The following is a 16,215-nucleotide window of genomic DNA, read 5'->3' as shown; positions in this document are numbered from 1 at the left end:
GGTAATATTGAATGAGTACAGAAAATAAAGATTCTCCCTTTTCTTTTATATTTGCAATAATGTGGCTAACATTATTTATTTTTCCTTTAAATTCTCAATGGTCATACTTTCTTGTTTCAATAATTATATTTTTAAGTGTGATTAAATTAATTATGCCTTTTAAAAAGTTAGATTCTCATGTAAATAATTTTTGGTGGTGGTTTATTACGGCCATAATTGTTAATTCAGCAGTGGGAGTTTATTTGTCTACTATAGAAAAAGGGGAATTTACAATAGCTATTGCATTTATAGTCTTATACGCAATTTCTTTTCCTTTTTTGAAGAAAAGTATCAAATTCTTAAATAATAAATAGCTTTGCTGAAAAAATAATAAGAGAAAAAATAAAAGGGGTCGGTGACACATGCGTCTTATTCGCATTGAGTAGCTGGCTCTTTTTTTGATTGTTTTACTATACTCAAGGCTTTTACACTTATCGAAAGGATTCGATATGCCAAGAAAGCCACGGATGTTTGTGGCGGGAACTCCCTGTCATGTTATACAAAGAGGAAATAATCGTTCAGTTTGTTTCTTTGAAGCGCAAAATTATCAATTCTACCTACATTGTTTAAATGAAGCTTGCAGGCGATATGACGTTGCATTGCATGCTTATGTTTTGATGACTAACCACATTCACCTACTAATGACGCCTTCTGAACAAACGGGTGTTTCGCGGGTAATGCAATCCATTGGTCGACGATATGTGCAATACATCAATAGTCGGTATAACAGAACAGGCACTTTGTTTGAAGGTCGCTTTAAGGCGAGTTTAGTTCAACAGGATGCGTATTTTCTTATGTGCATGCGTTATATCGAGTTAAATCCAGTAAGAGCAAATATGGTATTGACTCCGGCTCAATATACTTGGTCTAGTTTTCATGAGAATACAGGCATGGCGACAAGACATCTAGTTAGGCCACACTATGTCTATTTGGCACTAGCTTCTGAACATACTAGTGTTGAACAAAGCTATTTATCATTGTTTGAAAATGAAATGACTATTAAACAAGTGTCAGAAATTACCAATGCATGGCAGTTTAATATGCCATATGGCAGTAAACGTTTTTTGAACGAGATCGAGCTTACGCTGAATCGCCGAATAGGATTTGCCAAAAAAGGTCGACCAGCAAATTAAATCATAGGGTCGTTGTGAATAATTCTTATTTGTCACCGACCCCTTTTCTTATTGTTGCGATAACCGGTATGTGGTAAGTTATTGTCTTTATTGATAGTTGTTTTACATGGAGCGTAAATTGTCTAGAATTTTTATTTTCTTTTTTTCGTTATTATCCTTTCAGTCTTTTTCTGCAATAGTTTGTGAAGTCGATGTAAAAAGAGTTCTTATATACAAAGATGGTCATGTAAATGTATTACATAGTGGCCGAAATGACTTTATGTTCATATGTAATTTACAAGAAGCACGACAAGATGTGAGTGTAAGTACGTGTGCTATGTGGACTAGCATGTTGCAAAACATTCAATATGAAAACCGTAAAGCCATTTTTTATTACCAAGGTTCGGGAAGCTGTTCTGACCTACCTACATATGGCAATGCCCCTGTTCCTTTTTATATAGGCACAGTTTAATTTTCGAATTGATGGATAAATTGAAATGACGAAGTATTTGATTATTATTTTTACACTAGTAGCGAGCTTAAAAGTTAACGCGATAGCAATTGTTGGTGAAATTGAAAGAATATATCCAACTCGAGAAACTGTTTATTTTAGGTTAAAAGATGACGACTGTATTTCTGGAAACCAGTATTACTATTTTCAAATGGGCGAACAAAATAGCACGGCAAAATATGCCTCGCATAATTGGTATGCGTTGATGTTAGCGGCAGCGAATACAAAATCAAAAATATCGGTAAGTGTGCCAAGCTGTGATTCGGAAGGCCATATTCAAGTTAGCTATATTTTTCAGGACTTTTAAACCATGTTTCGATTAATTTTTTTGTTATCTCTGGTAAGTCTAGAAGCTCTAGCTAGCTGGACAGCAACACGTGGCGGTGTTGTTGAAGTTACCAGCCATAATGGTTATGTGTTAATTGATACTGCAATAACTGATGGGCCCTGTGATAAGAAAGGCGGGTTTTATTGGAAGTCTAGCTTTGTTGATAGTGACGATCTTCTGTCACTTTCACTATCTTCAATGGCAACAGGTTATACTGTTGCTGTTGTTTTTGATAAAGACCTACCAAATTGTAAATATGGTAGGGCTGAGATCACGCATATGTCTTTAAAAAAGGGTTAACACTATTCGCGCTTGTGTTAGCTATTTTTCATTCAAAGAATGTAGCTCATACCAGTAACTGCAACTGTTAACACTTCAATGGTAGTTTTAAGAAGCTGACGTCATTATCTTTTTCTAACATTGGCAATTCCTCTAAACTAAATTTTCCCACGGGGTAACAATTTTTCGCTTCAATCTTGCTCTGAGATCGTTATACTTGCCCACCGCTTCATGCGAATCAATTAATTTTTGGGGAAAATTTGGGTCACAGATCCACAAAACCCCACAAATTCATAAACTTCCTTGAATCCCTTAATTTTGCTGATGATCATTAATAATTTTTTCCCCAATCTTTGCTTGACATAGGTTTGCTTCTCTCACTAAACTGTAGCAATGTGGGAAAAAGTGGGAAAATGTGGATCGTAAAAGATCGGACGAAAAATCATCATTATGTTTAGAGGCACCAGCGCAATAACGCTCGACAGCAAAAGCAGGATCACGATACCAACCAAGTATCGCGAAGAGCTTGTGGCTGATTGCCAAGGAAAAATGGTGTGTACCGTCGATATACAACATCCATGTTTATTACTTTATCCACTTCCTGAATGGGAAGAAATTGAATTAAAACTGTGCAACTTATCTAGCATGAACCCGCAAGAAAGATTACTTCAGCAAGTATTGTTGGGTAATGCTTCTGATTGTGAGATGGATAAAAGCGGTCGTTTATTGATTAACGGCCCATTGCGCAAACATGCAAGTTTAGAAAAAAGCGTCATGTTAGTTGGTCAGTTAAAGAAATTTGAAATTTGGAGTGAGTCTGCTTGGCAAGCGCAAATGCAAGAAGGCATTAGCAAAATCCAATCAGGTGAAATTGAACTCACTGAACGCTTACTCGATTTATCACTGTAAATTAGGCTTATGTCGACAGAATTTAAACACATATCCGTACTTCTAGATGAAGCGGTAGATGCGCTAGCGATCAAAGATGATGGTTGCTATATCGACTGTACTTTTGGTCGAGGCGGTCATTCCGGCCTAATTTTATCTCGCCTTGGTGACAACGGTCGTTTAATTGCTATTGATCGCGATCCAACCGCCATTGAAGCGGCTAAAAAGTATGCCGATGATTCTCGCTTTACCATTGAACACGAAGGTTTTTCAGCGCTTGAAGCAATTGCGGAAAAACATAATATCACCAAAAAAATTGACGGTGTTTTACTTGATTTAGGTGTTTCATCACCTCAGTTAGACGATCCTGAGCGTGGCTTTAGCTTTATGAAAGACGGTCCGCTCGATATGCGCATGGATACCTCAAAAGGCCAAACGGCAGAAGAGTGGTTGGCAAAAGCTGATGTTGAAGATATCAGCTGGGTATTAAAAACCTTTGGTGAAGAAAAGCTCGGTTGGCGTATTGCCAATGCCATTGTTGATGCGCGAGAAGAAGCGCCAATTACCCGTACGGGTCAGCTAGCGAAAATTATCGCTACGGCGGCACCGCAAAAAGAAATTAAAAAGCACCCTGCGACAAGAAGCTTTCAAGCCATTCGCATGTATATCAACTCTGAGCTAGAGCAAATTGAAAATGTACTTAACGCTTCATTAGCGGTGCTTGCCCAAGATGGTCGATTAGTCGTGATTAGCTTTCATTCATTAGAAGACCGTCTAGTTAAGCAATTTATGAAAAAGCATTCGCAAGGCAAACAGGCTCCACGTGGTATGCCTATTTTGGAAGCGGAATTACAAAAAGGGAAGAAACTGGAATTAGTTGGCCGTAAAGCAAAACCTAGCAAATCGGAAGTTGAGCGAAATGTTCGTTCAAGAAGTTCTGTATTGCGTGTTGCAAAAAGGTTAGCTGATTAGCTATGGCGGGTAAAAAGGTGGTGCTTGTCAAAGAGATTTGGCATGACATTCAACACCATATTTTTACATACGGATTATTACTTTTGGTTGTGTTGTCTGCGTTTTCGGTGATTTACACCACGCATTTGAACCGCTTAACCACCAGTAAATTAGAAGTGTTGCTCACAGAGCGAGACGAATTAGATATTGAATGGCGTAATTTGCTTTTAGAGCAGAACTCTCTGGCGGAACACAGTGCCATTGAGAGTAAAGCGTCAAAGTTATTAAATATGGAAAGGCCAAGTGCCTCATCGGAAGTCATTATAAGATTACCATGAACAAGGTAGCAGCAAAGCGAAATAAACAGCTTAAACCAAACACCGCACCATGGCGTTTTTACGTCGTGGCGGCTGTGATTGTGCTTGTTTATATCGTTTTGGCCGCTCGTAGTGCTTATATTCAAGTCATCGAACCTGACATGCTCAAAAAGCAAGGTGATCGTCGCTCTAAGCGTATTGCTGAATTAAATGTTCAACGTGGTTCTATTGTCGACAGAAATGGTGATGAACTGGCAGTCAGTGTGCCAGTTGAAACGGTTTGGGCTGATCCGAAAATCGTGATGGAAAATAACGCGCTTGCTATGGAAAAGCACTGGCAAGCGTTAGCTGATGTGCTGGGTAAAGACGTCAACTCATTAACGGCTCGTATCGTAAAAAATCCAAATAAACGATTCTTATATGTTGAGCGCCAAGTTTCACCCGCAATGGCAGACTATATCAAGCAATTAAAAATTCCTGGTATTCATCTGCGCAAAGAGTCAAAACGTTTTTACCCTACAGGCGAAATTAGCGCTCATATCGTTGGCTTTACCAATGTTGATGATAAAGGCATTGAAGGCATCGAGCGTTTATATGATGAGAAGCTAACAGGTACCAGTGGTTCAAAGCGTTTTCGTAAAGACGCTAAAGGCCGTAAAGTTGAAATCTTATCGGTGGAAGAAGCTACGCCTCCACAAAATGTTGAGTTAAGTATTGATCAGCGTATTCAAGCGATTGCTTATAAAGAATTAAAAGGTGCGGTAAGAGCATTTAAAGCCACTTCTGGCTCAGTTGTTGTTGTTAATGTTCACAGCGGTGAGATTTTGGCAATGGCTAATAGCCCATCCTTTAATCCAAACAATAGAAAAAATACGGCAATTCATCGTTTTAGAAATAGAGCGATTACCGATGTGTACGAACCTGGGTCCACCATGAAACCACTGTCCATGTTGACAGCATTGGAGTTTGGCACCGCCGAACAATCCACGGTGATAGATACCAGTCCCGGTTGGATGAGATTAGGAGGAAGACGGGTCAGTGATCCCATTAATCGAGGTAATCTCTCGCTCCAAGACATCTTAGTAACATCATCAAATATGGGTACCACAAAGTTAGCTTTGTCGGTACCCAAAGAGTTTTTATTAGACCGCTTTTTTGATGCAGGGTTTGGCGAAGATACCGGTACAGGTTTAGTGGGTGAAACCATGGGGATGATGTCGTCTCGCTCACGCTGGTCACAGTATGAATTAGCGACCTTGTCTTGGGGCTATGGCTTGGCGATCAGCCCGCTTCAATTAGCGCGTTTTTACGCAACACTTGCTAATGGTGGCGTAAAGATCCCATTAAGAATTTTAAAAAGCGATGCGGTGCCGCAAGGTGAGCGTATTTTTGGTGAAGAACAGGCGCGATTAATTGTGTCATTGCTTGAAGGCGTTGTCACTGAAGGTGGAGCAAACCGAGCCGCCGTTGATGGTTACCGCGTTGGTGGTAAAACCGGTACTGCGATTAAAGCTGTACCAGGTGGTTACGGTAATGATTATGTTGGTTTATTTGCTGGTGTAGCACCTATTTCGAATCCAGAGTTAGCTGTGGTTGTTGTGATTAATGAACCAGGTGGTGATTTGTATCACGGTGGTGAAATTGCAGCGCCAGTATTTTCGCGCGTAATGAAAGGCGCGCTTCAAGTATTAAACGTTGAACCAGATGCACATACTCGAATTGTCGAAGCAAAAGAAGCGAAGCAAAGTGGAGGAGCTGGAAATGCCTAAACCACTTTACGACATTCAAAATGCGCTTGCACAATTCAATATTGATGCTGTTGAGTTGCATCATATTCAACAAACTGGCGCACTCGTTAACGATACACGTGTCATCAAGCCCAATGATATTTTTTGTGCCGTGATTGGTCATGCACAGGACGGTCGTCAATACATTGAACAAGCTATTGAGCTTGGTGCTCAATTGATTATTTCAGAGTGTCAAAGTGAGCAATTACACGGCCACGTGATCGAAAAACCGGTAGCTGAAAATAAAGGCATAATTGTTCAGTTTTATCAACTCAATGATAAGTTATTTGAACTCTGCCAGCATTATTATCAAGCGCCGCAGGATGCTTTACACATTGTTGGTATTACCGGAACGAATGGTAAAACAAGTACTAGTCAACTTATCGCACAGTTAATCAATACAGTTTCAACATCAAATTGTGGCGTGATCGGAACCAATGGTGCTGGTGTGCTTCCTGAGCTTTCCCCAATACTTAATACCACACCTGGCGCAACTGAGTTGACTGGCTTGCTTGCTGGTTTTGCAAATCAAGGTATAAAACATATTGCAATGGAAGTGTCTTCACATGCACTTGAACAAAAGCGTGTAAAGCCTGATTTATTCGATGTTGCAGTTTTCACGAATTTATCTCGTGACCATCTCGATTATCACGAGACCATGGAAGCTTATGGCAACGCTAAATTGGCGATTTTTAGTGATAACCCAGCACAAACAGCTGTGGTTAACGGTGATGATGAATTTATTCAAACGTGGCTAAAGCACTCACAACAACGTTCACTAATCGTTTATGGCTCAACGGAATCGGTAAAACAGTATAGTCATTATTTATTTGCATCAAATATCGAGTGTCATGACGCAGGAACTCAGTTTACGTTAAGTACAGAAAGTGCTGAGTACGCAGTCAATTCACCATTAATTGGTCAGTTTAATGTTGAAAACCTTTTGGCTGCAATCGCAAGTTTGAGTGCACTAGGATTTGAGCTGGATAGTATTGTTAAAGCCGTTAGCAAGCTATATGCAATAGATGGCCGAATGGAGTTATTTGCCAAAGCGAATAAACCATCTGCAGTAGTTGATTATGCGCATACGCCAGATGCACTAGAAAAAGCACTTAAAGCGTGTCGAGCTCATTGTTCAGGTAAGCTGCATGTTGTTTTTGGTTGTGGTGGTGATCGCGACAAAGGTAAACGTAGTGAAATGGGCGAAGTTGCAGAAACTTATGCTGATAGTGTTGTTATCACCAATGACAACCCGAGAACTGAAGCGCCAGAGATGATTGTGGCTGATATTTTGAAAGGTTTAACTAAGCCAGAGAAAGCCATGATTGTGTTAGATAGAACACAAGCCGTAAACACCGCACTAAACCATGCTGCCGCTGGCGATATTGTGCTACTTGCAGGAAAAGGGCACGAAGACTACATCATCATTGGTGAGCAAAAAATTGATTATAACGAACGTAAGTTAGTTAGTGATTACTACGCAAATGATATCGATAATTTCGGAGCAAAATCATGATTCCATTATCATTAGCAACATTAGCCCAAATCACGAATGGAACATCAGTTGTCGCCAATGCGTCAGCTGATATCGATGATATTGACTCAATCGTGACGGATTCGCGTAGTTTAACTGAAGGTGATGTTTTCCTGGCCTTAAAAGGCCCTAACTTTGATGGTCATAAGTTTTGTCAGCAAGCAAAAGACAAAGGTTGTAGAGCCATTATTGTCAGTGAACAGCAGTCGATCGATATTGCTCAGGTTGTGGTTGAGGATACGCGTATCGCGCTTGGCCAAATTGGCGCATATATCAAAGCACAAGTGGCACCAAAAACGGTAGCAATTACAGGAAGTAGTGGTAAAACAACGGTTAAAGAAATGGTGTATGCCATCCTTTCTCGTTTAGGTAATGTGCTTGCAACTAACGGGAACTTCAATAATGACATTGGTGTACCGTTAACGTTAATGAGATTAGCACCAGAGCATGATTTTGCCGTCATTGAACTAGGCGCTAACCACTTAGGTGAAATTGCTTACACAACTAATTTAACTAAACCAGATGTCGCCGTAATCAATAACATCGCTGCTGCTCATCTTGAAGGCTTTGGTGATTTATGTGGCGTAGCTAGAGCAAAAGGTGAAATCTTTGATGGGTTAGATGAAGCTGGAATCGCTATTTATAACCAAGATACGCCTTATGCAGGTAAATGGTTGTGGCGTTTAGAAGATAAAAACGTCTTAAAAGTATCCTGTACCCAAGCATCTGACTTCTACCCAACTGATGTTGTGATTGATGACAACGGTTGTGCCAGTTTTAAATTGAATACACCCACTGGCGCAAGTTACATCGAGTTGCCAATTCCTGGTAAACATAATGTTTGTAATGCCCTGATGGCGGCAGCAATTGCAATTCAGTTTGGCGCAACAGTTGATGATATTCGTCTTGGTCTTATCGATATGGTGCCCGCTAAAGGTCGTTTAAACGTTCATACACCAAAAGCTAACTTTAAATTAATCGACGACAGCTACAATGCTAATGTTGAATCGGTCAAAGCCGCAACCGAATTACTATCGAACTTACCAGGCAAACGAGTCTTAGTGCTCGGCGATATGGGCGAGCTTGGTAAAGAAGCGAGGCAATATCACCATGAGGTCGGAGCATATGCAAAATCATTAAATGTTGATGGTTTGTTTACGTTAGGCGTGCTGAGCCAAGCCGCAAGCCATGCATTTGGTGAAAACAGTTTTCATTTTGATAATAGGGCCAACTTATTGGCTCAATTACAGCAGTATTTGAATAATGAGGAGCAAAGTATTTCTGTGTTAGTAAAAGGTTCACGCAGTGCGCGTATGGAGTTAGTTGTACAAGACGTACTTGAGTGGCAGACAAACTTAGCAGCAGAGGAGCAAGCATAATGTTACTTTGGCTAAGTGAATACTTAACGCAATATTACTCTGGCTTTAACGTTTTTTCATACCTCACGTTTAGAGCAATTGTCTCAACACTAACCGCTTTAACGGTATCACTGTATTTTGGTCCTAAGCTAATTCGTGCATTACAGAAAATGCAAATTGGTCAAACGGTACGTGATGACGGTCCAGAGAGCCATCTATCAAAATCAGGAACGCCGACTATGGGTGGTTTACTGATTTTAGGTGCTATTGTCTTTAGTGTCCTGTTATGGGGAGACTTGGGTAACTATTACGTTCTTACAGTACTCTTTGTCGTTGTAAGCTTCGGCGCTATTGGATTTGTCGATGATTACCGAAAAGTGATCAGAAAAGACTCAAAAGGGTTGATAGCTCGCTGGAAGTATTTCTGGCAAACCGTAATCGGCTTAGGGACCGCTATCTTTTTATATGCTATGTCTCAAGATCCAAATGAAACGGCGTTATTATTGCCATTTATTAAAGATGTAATGCCGCAACTTGGGATGCTTTATATCTTACTAACATACTTTGTTATTGTTGGAACCAGTAATGCAGTGAACTTAACAGATGGACTGGATGGTTTAGCCATTGTACCTGTTGTGCTTGTTGCTGGAGCCTTTGCTGTATTTGCGTATGTGACCGGTAACGTAAACTTCTCAGCTTATCTCCATATCCCTTATTTACCACTAACCTCTGAGCTTGTTGTTGTGTGTACAGCAATTGTCGGTGCGGGTTTAGGGTTTTTGTGGTTCAACACTTATCCTGCACAAGTGTTTATGGGCGATGTTGGCTCGCTAGCACTAGGTGCAACGTTAGGGATTATTGCCGTTTTAGTTCGTCAAGAACTCGTCCTATTTATCATGGGCGGCGTGTTCGTTATTGAAACCTTATCGGTTATTTTGCAGGTAGGCTCATATAAATTACGTGGTCAGCGCATATTCAGGATGGCACCTATTCATCATCACTACGAGCTAAAAGGCTGGCCTGAGCCACGTGTCATCGTTCGATTTTGGATTGTGTCATTGATGTTGGTATTAGTTGGTTTAGCAACTTTAAAACTCCGTTAGAAAAGAAGAACAAATGCTAGATTTACGCTTTTTACAAGACAAACAAATACTCGTACTGGGAGCTGGGCTCTCAGGGATGTCTTGTGCGAAATTTTTAGCAAATAATCAGCTTAACTTTGATTTAAATGACTCACGTGCTAACGCTGTGGATAGAGAACGTTTTATCAACGAATTTCCGCGTGCGGGCCTAGTGTTAGGCAAGTGGGATACCGAGTTAATTGCCAAAGCGGATATTATTTTAGTCTCACCTGGTATTGATACGTCTATTTCTGAAATAGAAAATAATGTGTCACCTGCATGTGAAATGTTTGGTGACGTCGAGCTTTATTATCGACTGAAGCAAACGCCAACTATTGCGATAACGGGCTCTAATGGCAAATCAACCGTCGTAAGTTTAGTTGCGCACATTGGTAATGCATTAGGCGTTAACACACAGTTAGCCGGCAATATCGGTGTGCCACCACTTGATCTTATTGAACAAGAAATTGACTTTATAGCGCTAGAATTGTCTAGTTTTCAGTTAGAAACGCTCGCTAGCATGAATGCAGTATCGGCGACATTGCTTAATCTGTGTGATGATCACCTTGATCGTCACAAAACCATGGCGAATTACCGTAACATCAAGCAACGTATTTACCAGCAGACACAAACTGCCGTCGTTAATCGAGATGATGAAGCCAGTGCTTATGATGGCGACAATAAAACGTTGAGTTTTGGCACTTCTGCGCCAAATGATGGTGCGTTTGGCTTATCTGAAGTCGAGGGCAAAACCTACCTAATGTTTGGCAGTGAAGCATTAATTTCGACTGATGAACTGCCGGTAACCGGTAAACATAATGCGGTTAATTGTTTAGCTGCGTTAGCATTAGGTTTTGCTGCAAATTGGCCGCTAGATAAGATGGTGCAGGCACTTACCAGCTTCGAGGGCTTAGCACATCGATGTCAGCGTGTTATGACAACAGACAGCAAGCATTGGATAAATGATTCTAAGGCAACGAATGTAGGTGCAACAATCGCTGCCATTGAGGGCTTAGCAAACGATGAGCATAAGCTGATTCTTATTGCCGGAGGGCAAGGCAAAGGCGCAGACTTTTCTCCTCTAACCGAAGTGCTCAACAAACACATCGATAACATCATTGTTTTTGGTGAAGACAAGTCACTACTAGCGGCGGTTGTTCCTCAATCAATAGCGCTTACAGATGTCGCTTCGCTTGATGAAGCGGTGTCCGTTGCCAATAACATGACGGAAACTGGTGACACAATATTGTTTTCACCAGCGTGTGCAAGTTTTGATATGTTCAAAAACTATGTTGAGCGTGGTAATGCATTTACTCAACTAGCGCAGGAGGTAAGCCAATGCAAAGCTTAGTTTCTGCAATGAATATGCCTGCGCTACCGAAGTGGTTAGGACAAAGTGCCAATACTGTTACCTTCGATCGCCATTACATACTGTTGGCTGTTGCTATGTATACCATCGGATTAATTATGGTGGCTAGTTCGTCGATGCCTGTTGCAGAGCGACTATTTGATAATCCATTCCATTTCGTTATCAGGCATGGCGTATACATTGTTCTTAGCTTATTTATTGGTGCGGTGGCGTTGTTTATTCCTATGTCACAGTGGCAGAAACAAAGCGGTTATATGTTACTTGCGGCCATAGGTTTATTAGTACTCGTTCTACTTATTGGGCGCACTGTTAACGGCTCACAGCGCTGGATTGTACTAGGGCCGATTACCGTGCAAGCAGCGGAACCTGCAAAATTGTTTTTCTTTGCATATTTAGCTGCCTATTTAGTGCGTCGTCGTGAAGAAGTCATGGAGAATATTAAAGGCTTCGCAAAACCACTTATTGTCTTTGGTGTTTTGGCATTCTTGCTGTTGATGCAGCCTGATCTGGGCACCGTGATCGTGATGTTTGTGACGACTTTTGGTTTATTGTTCTTGGCCGGTGCTAAGTTATGGCAATTTATCGCCATTGCAGGTGTCGGTGTGATGGCGATTACCGCCCTAGCGGTATTTGAAGAATATCGTTGGCGTCGTATTACCAGTTTCTTAGATCCTTGGGCAGACCCATTTGGTAGTGGATACCAGTTAACACAGTCGTTGATGGCGTATGGACGAGGTGAGCTCACAGGACAAGGTTTAGGCAACAGTATTCAAAAGCTTGAATACTTACCTGAAGCGCATACCGATTTTGTTATGGCGGTTCTAGCGGAAGAGTTTGGCTTTTTCGGCGTCGCAATCGTTTTATGCCTGAGCTTATGGTTGGTTTTTAAAGCGCTTTATTTAGGTCGTAAGGCGATTACGAAAGAAAAATATTTTGAAGGCTTTTTTGCATTTTCAATTGGTATTTGGATGAGCTTTCAAACCGCAGTAAATATAGGTGCTAGCGCGGGAATCGTGCCAACAAAAGGTTTAACAATGCCGTTAATTAGTTACGGCGGTAGTTCGATGATTATTATGACGTTGGCGTTTGTTGTTTTAATTCGCATCGATCATGAAATTAGGTTGCAGAGTATTCAAGCAACGAGTAAAGGAGGGCGTAAGTAGTGGCAAAACGTCCTACAATTTTAATTATGGCTGGTGGTACTGGCGGGCACATCTTCCCGGGTATCGCTGTAGCACAAGCTTTACAAGAAAAAGGCTGGCAAGTGCATTGGTTAGGCACGTCTGACCGAATGGAGGCTGACATCGTGCCGGCACATGGTTTTGATATTTCATTTATCAATATTGCGGGTGTTCGAAACAAAAGTTGGTCTGAACTGGTTAAGGCACCATTTAAGATCATGCAGTCGGTTATTCAGTCTTGTAAGATCATAAGAAAAGTACAACCTGATGTTGTATTAGGCATGGGAGGCTACGCGAGTGCACCAGGTGGTGTTGCGGCGTGGTTAATGAGTAAGCCTTTAGTTTTACATGAACAAAATGCTGTCGCAGGCATGACAAATCGCTATTTAGCGAAAATGGCGTCTAGTGTGTTAGCCGCTTTTCCAGGTGCATTTGCAAGCCATAAAAAGGCGATGGTCGTCGGTAATCCGCTACGTAGAGATATTGTTGAGCTTGAACCGAGTATCCCTGAGCAGGCGAGTGAAACGAAAAAAGTATTAGTTGTTGGTGGTAGTTTAGGTGCAAAGATTTTAAACGATACAGTGCCGCAATCCCTTGCTCAAATTAAGGTACAAAATATTCAGGTTTGGCACCAAAGCGGTAAAGGTCATTTATCGGCAGTTGAACAAGCTTACGAGAAAAGTGAACTACCGATAGAAAACTTTAAAGTGACAGAATTTATTGATGATATGGCGGAAGCTTACCAATGGGCTGATGTTGTGATTTGTCGAGCGGGTGCATTAACTGTATCTGAATTAGCAATGGCTGCGACACCGGCGATTTTTGTTCCGTTACCGCATGCCGTTGATGATCATCAAACAAAGAATGCTATGTATTTGGTTGATCGAGGGGCTGCTAAGCTGCTGCCACAAAAAGATTTAACCAGTACGCAATTAGCGCAAATGCTAAATAGTTTATTTATCTCGGACAAAGTCATTGAGAGTATGTCTAAAGCTGCCCATGATGCAGCTCATGCTGATGCAACGATTAAAGTCGCTGATATTTGCGCAGGGTTTTATAAAAAATGAGTACACAAATGAATAAAAACGCCCCAATTAAAGTGCCAGAAATGCGCCGTGTAAAACGCATTCATTTCGTAGGCATTGGTGGCGCAGGCATGGGTGGCATTGCTGAGGTTCTATTGAATGAAGGCTATCAGATCTCGGGATCTGATATTGCACGAAATGCTGTTGTTGAGCGCTTAACTGGGTTAGGTGCGCAAGTTGAGATCGGTCACAAGGCAAGTAACATTGATCAGGCAAGTGTTGTCGTAGTCTCTACCGCGATAGACACAAACAACCCTGAAATTATTGCAGCACAAGAAAAGCGTGTCCCTATTGTTCGCCGTGCAGAAATGCTTGCCGAGCTAATGCGTTTCAGACACGGTGTCGCGATAGCGGGTACTCATGGTAAAACAACGACGACCAGTCTAACTGCTAGTATTTTCGCACAAGCAAATTTAGATCCGACATTTGTTATCGGTGGACTTTTAAATAGTGCCGGCACTAATGCGCGTCTTGGTACAAGCCGCTACTTAATTGCTGAGGCCGATGAGAGTGATGCGTCATTCTTGCATTTACAACCTATGGTTGCTGTCGTTACAAATATCGATGAAGACCATATGGAAACCTATCAAGGTGACTTTGAAAAATTAAAAGATACCTACATTGAGTTTCTACATAATCTACCATTTTACGGTTTAGCTGTGGTGTGTATCGATAACCCGGTCGTAAGAGAGTTATTACCGCGTATCAGTAGACAGGTGATTACTTATGGTTTTAGTGAAGACGCTGATGTAAGAGCAGTGAATTATCAACAGTCAGCGGATGTCACAGGTTTTGAAGTGATTAGAGAAGGGAAAGAGAATCTATCTGTGTCACTAAACCTGCCTGGTAAACATAATGTGTTAAATGCATTAGCGAGTATTGCTGTGGCAACCGATGAAGGTGTTGATGATGCCTCAATTATTGGTGCATTAAGCCAGTTCCAAGGTATTGGTCGCCGCTTTGAACAGCTTGCACAATTAAAAACGAAAGTTGGTGAGATTACATTGGTTGATGACTATGGTCATCATCCAAAAGAAGTTGAAGTGACTATTGACGCCATGCGCAAAGGATGGCCAGAAAAACGATTAACTATGGTTTTTCAACCACATAGATATTCACGTACGCGTGATTTATACGAAGAATTCGTCGAGGTGTTATCGAAGGTCGATGGTTTGTTATTACTTGATGTATACAGTGCTGGCGAAGCGCCAATTGCTGGTGCAGATAGCAAGTCTTTAGCACGTAGCATTCGTCAACGTGGTCAAGTAGAACCAATTTATGTCTCTGACTTAACTGAGTTACCTGAGTTGTTAGATAACCAATTAACCGCTGACGACATGGTGATTACTCAAGGTGCGGGTAATATTGGCGCAGTTGCGCGAAACCTTGTTAAAGATGCTCGATTTAATCTTAAGGGGGGCAAATAATGGCCAACCTATTAACTCAAAAATTAGCTGTACTATTTGGTGGCAACTCTGCTGAGCGTGAAGTGTCTTTAGCCTCCGGCGAGGCTATTGCGAAGGGATTAGCGGAAGCTGGTTTTAGTGACGTGAATCTTATCGACACCAAAGATTTTGATCTACACAGACTTGTCGAAATGAATGTTGACCGTGTATTTATTGCGTTGCACGGCCGAGGAGGTGAGGATGGTAGTTTACAGGGAGCACTTGAATTTTTAGGCATTCCATATACTGGTTCTGGTGTTTTAGGTTCTGCGCTTGCAATGGATAAGATAAAAACCAAGCAAATTCTTCAATCTGTTGGTTTACCAACGGCCGCTTTTGCCATTGTTGAAAAAGCATCGTTTACCGAAGCAGAAGCTAAACACGTACTTGAAACGCTTGGTGGAAAAGTGATGGTTAAGCCAGCGTGTGAAGGCTCTAGTATCGGTATGTCGATAGCATCGACTGATGCGGAGTTAACTTCAGCATTAGAAAATGCGTTTCAATTTGATGATGAAGTATTAGTTGAAGCTTGGATTGATGGTTTGGAATATACAGTTGCAATACTGGGCAGCGAAGCGTTGCCGGCTATTCATATGCAAACTCCGAATGATTTTTATGATTACCAAGCTAAATACCAATCGACAGAAACGCAATATCATTGTCCGGCAGGTTTAAGTGATGATGATGAAAAGGTACTCAGAGATTTGGCTGAACGAGCCTTTAAAGCGGTAGGAACGTCAGGTTGGGGGCGTGTTGATTTTATGCGTAATCGAGAAGGAGCTTGGCAGATTTTAGAGGTTAATACGGTACCAGGTATGACTGAAACATCTTTAGTGCCTAAGGCTGCTAAAGTGCATGGTTTGAGTTTCAGCCAACTAGTTAGACGCATTGTAGAGTTGAGCGAGTAAAG

At 41.4% G+C, this 16,215-nt stretch carries 17 protein-coding genes; all 17 read left to right on the top strand.

The genetic code is table 11. From position 1 onward, the window contains the following. Positions 1 to 11 precede the first annotated feature (11 nt). Complete coding sequence (locus QQK05_RS10890) at positions 12 to 353, top strand: hypothetical protein (protein ID WP_284298478.1); 342 nt, start codon at positions 12 to 14, stop codon at positions 351 to 353. 135 nt (positions 354 to 488) lie between these two features. Then, a complete protein-coding gene (locus tag QQK05_RS10885) occupies positions 489 to 1,172 on the top strand; it encodes a transposase (RefSeq protein ID WP_284298475.1) in 684 nt (227 codons plus the stop codon). A 118-nt stretch (positions 1,173 to 1,290) separates the two neighbouring features. Continuing rightward, complete coding sequence (locus QQK05_RS10880; RefSeq protein ID WP_284298473.1) at positions 1,291 to 1,623, top strand: hypothetical protein; 333 nt, start codon at positions 1,291 to 1,293, stop codon at positions 1,621 to 1,623. A gap of 25 nt (positions 1,624 to 1,648) precedes the next feature. Beyond that, on the top strand, positions 1,649 to 1,969 hold the full coding sequence (locus QQK05_RS10875) for a hypothetical protein (protein WP_284298472.1): 321 nt from the start codon (positions 1,649 to 1,651) through the stop codon (positions 1,967 to 1,969). Between the two features lie 3 nt (positions 1,970 to 1,972). Continuing rightward, complete coding sequence (locus tag QQK05_RS10870) at positions 1,973 to 2,290, top strand: hypothetical protein (protein WP_284298470.1); 318 nt, start codon at positions 1,973 to 1,975, stop codon at positions 2,288 to 2,290. Between the two features lie 429 nt (positions 2,291 to 2,719). Next, positions 2,720 to 3,178 (top strand): division/cell wall cluster transcriptional repressor MraZ, encoded by a 459-nt coding sequence (mraZ, locus tag QQK05_RS10865; RefSeq protein WP_284298468.1) that lies wholly within the window; start codon positions 2,720 to 2,722, stop codon positions 3,176 to 3,178. A gap of 9 nt (positions 3,179 to 3,187) precedes the next feature. Next, a complete protein-coding gene (gene rsmH / locus QQK05_RS10860; RefSeq protein WP_284298466.1) occupies positions 3,188 to 4,129 on the top strand; it encodes a 16S rRNA (cytosine(1402)-N(4))-methyltransferase RsmH in 942 nt (313 codons plus the stop codon). A gap of 2 nt (positions 4,130 to 4,131) precedes the next feature. After that, positions 4,132 to 4,446: a cell division protein FtsL gene (gene ftsL, locus QQK05_RS10855; RefSeq protein WP_284298464.1), complete on the top strand. Its 315-nt coding sequence runs from the start codon at positions 4,132 to 4,134 to the stop codon at positions 4,444 to 4,446. Beyond that, complete coding sequence (locus QQK05_RS10850; protein ID WP_284298462.1) at positions 4,443 to 6,194, top strand: peptidoglycan D,D-transpeptidase FtsI family protein; 1,752 nt, start codon at positions 4,443 to 4,445, stop codon at positions 6,192 to 6,194. The genes ftsL and QQK05_RS10850 overlap by 4 nt, the downstream gene beginning before the upstream one ends. Next, on the top strand, positions 6,187 to 7,728 hold the full coding sequence (locus QQK05_RS10845) for a UDP-N-acetylmuramoyl-L-alanyl-D-glutamate--2,6-diaminopimelate ligase (RefSeq protein WP_284298460.1): 1,542 nt from the start codon (positions 6,187 to 6,189) through the stop codon (positions 7,726 to 7,728). The genes QQK05_RS10850 and QQK05_RS10845 overlap by 8 nt, the downstream gene beginning before the upstream one ends. Further along, on the top strand, positions 7,725 to 9,125 hold the full coding sequence (locus QQK05_RS10840) for a UDP-N-acetylmuramoyl-tripeptide--D-alanyl-D-alanine ligase (RefSeq protein WP_284298458.1): 1,401 nt from the start codon (positions 7,725 to 7,727) through the stop codon (positions 9,123 to 9,125). The genes QQK05_RS10845 and QQK05_RS10840 overlap by 4 nt, the downstream gene beginning before the upstream one ends. Continuing rightward, positions 9,125 to 10,207: a phospho-N-acetylmuramoyl-pentapeptide-transferase gene (gene mraY, locus QQK05_RS10835; protein WP_284298456.1), complete on the top strand. Its 1,083-nt coding sequence runs from the start codon at positions 9,125 to 9,127 to the stop codon at positions 10,205 to 10,207. Before QQK05_RS10840 ends, mraY begins: the two co-directional genes overlap by 1 nt. 13 nt (positions 10,208 to 10,220) lie before the next feature. Then, entirely contained in the window at positions 10,221 to 11,576 is a 1,356-nt protein-coding gene (gene murD, locus QQK05_RS10830; protein WP_284298454.1) for a UDP-N-acetylmuramoyl-L-alanine--D-glutamate ligase, read from the top strand. Positions 11,577 to 11,584: 8 nt separating this feature from the next. Further along, positions 11,585 to 12,757 carry a cell division protein FtsW gene (gene ftsW / locus QQK05_RS10825; RefSeq protein ID WP_407704888.1) on the top strand — a complete coding sequence of 391 codons (1,173 nt, stop codon included), beginning with the start codon at positions 11,585 to 11,587 and terminating at the stop codon, positions 12,755 to 12,757. Then, a complete protein-coding gene (gene murG / locus QQK05_RS10820; RefSeq protein WP_284298450.1) occupies positions 12,757 to 13,842 on the top strand; it encodes an undecaprenyldiphospho-muramoylpentapeptide beta-N-acetylglucosaminyltransferase in 1,086 nt (361 codons plus the stop codon). The genes ftsW and murG overlap by 1 nt, the downstream gene beginning before the upstream one ends. After that, complete coding sequence (gene murC / locus QQK05_RS10815) at positions 13,839 to 15,287, top strand: UDP-N-acetylmuramate--L-alanine ligase (protein WP_407704884.1); 1,449 nt, start codon at positions 13,839 to 13,841, stop codon at positions 15,285 to 15,287. Before murG ends, murC begins: the two co-directional genes overlap by 4 nt. Next, entirely contained in the window at positions 15,287 to 16,213 is a 927-nt protein-coding gene (locus QQK05_RS10810; protein ID WP_284298446.1) for a D-alanine--D-alanine ligase, read from the top strand. Before murC ends, QQK05_RS10810 begins: the two co-directional genes overlap by 1 nt. The last annotated feature ends 2 nt before the right edge of the window (positions 16,214 to 16,215 follow it).

This window comes from Thalassotalea loyana (assembly GCF_030161435.1).
Taxonomy (GTDB): Bacteria; Pseudomonadota; Gammaproteobacteria; order Enterobacterales; family Alteromonadaceae; genus Thalassotalea_G; species Thalassotalea_G loyana.
This window is presented reverse-complemented; position numbering and strand designations above follow the sequence as displayed.

Excerpts from the sequence above, each read along its gene's own strand:
- QQK05_RS10810 (WP_284298446.1), top strand. The coding sequence starts at position 15,287 with ATGGCCAACCTATTAACTCAAAAATTAGCTGTACTATTTGGTGGCAAC.
- QQK05_RS10870 (WP_284298470.1), top strand. The coding sequence starts at position 1,973 with ATGTTTCGATTAATTTTTTTGTTATCTCTGGTAAGTCTAGAAGCTCTA.
- murC (WP_407704884.1), top strand. The coding sequence starts at position 13,839 with ATGAGTACACAAATGAATAAAAACGCCCCAATTAAAGTGCCAGAAATG.
- QQK05_RS10850 (WP_284298462.1), top strand. The coding sequence starts at position 4,443 with ATGAACAAGGTAGCAGCAAAGCGAAATAAACAGCTTAAACCAAACACC.
- QQK05_RS10840 (WP_284298458.1), top strand. The coding sequence starts at position 7,725 with ATGATTCCATTATCATTAGCAACATTAGCCCAAATCACGAATGGAACA.
- ftsW (WP_407704888.1), top strand. The coding sequence starts at position 11,585 with ATGAATATGCCTGCGCTACCGAAGTGGTTAGGACAAAGTGCCAATACT.
- ftsL (WP_284298464.1), top strand. The coding sequence starts at position 4,132 with ATGGCGGGTAAAAAGGTGGTGCTTGTCAAAGAGATTTGGCATGACATT.
- QQK05_RS10875 (WP_284298472.1), top strand. The coding sequence starts at position 1,649 with ATGACGAAGTATTTGATTATTATTTTTACACTAGTAGCGAGCTTAAAA.
- rsmH (WP_284298466.1), top strand. The coding sequence starts at position 3,188 with ATGTCGACAGAATTTAAACACATATCCGTACTTCTAGATGAAGCGGTA.
- mraZ (WP_284298468.1), top strand. The coding sequence starts at position 2,720 with ATGTTTAGAGGCACCAGCGCAATAACGCTCGACAGCAAAAGCAGGATC.
- murD (WP_284298454.1), top strand. The coding sequence starts at position 10,221 with ATGCTAGATTTACGCTTTTTACAAGACAAACAAATACTCGTACTGGGA.
- QQK05_RS10890 (WP_284298478.1), top strand. The coding sequence starts at position 12 with ATGAGTACAGAAAATAAAGATTCTCCCTTTTCTTTTATATTTGCAATA.
- QQK05_RS10845 (WP_284298460.1), top strand. The coding sequence starts at position 6,187 with ATGCCTAAACCACTTTACGACATTCAAAATGCGCTTGCACAATTCAAT.
- QQK05_RS10885 (WP_284298475.1), top strand. The coding sequence starts at position 489 with ATGCCAAGAAAGCCACGGATGTTTGTGGCGGGAACTCCCTGTCATGTT.
- mraY (WP_284298456.1), top strand. The coding sequence starts at position 9,125 with ATGTTACTTTGGCTAAGTGAATACTTAACGCAATATTACTCTGGCTTT.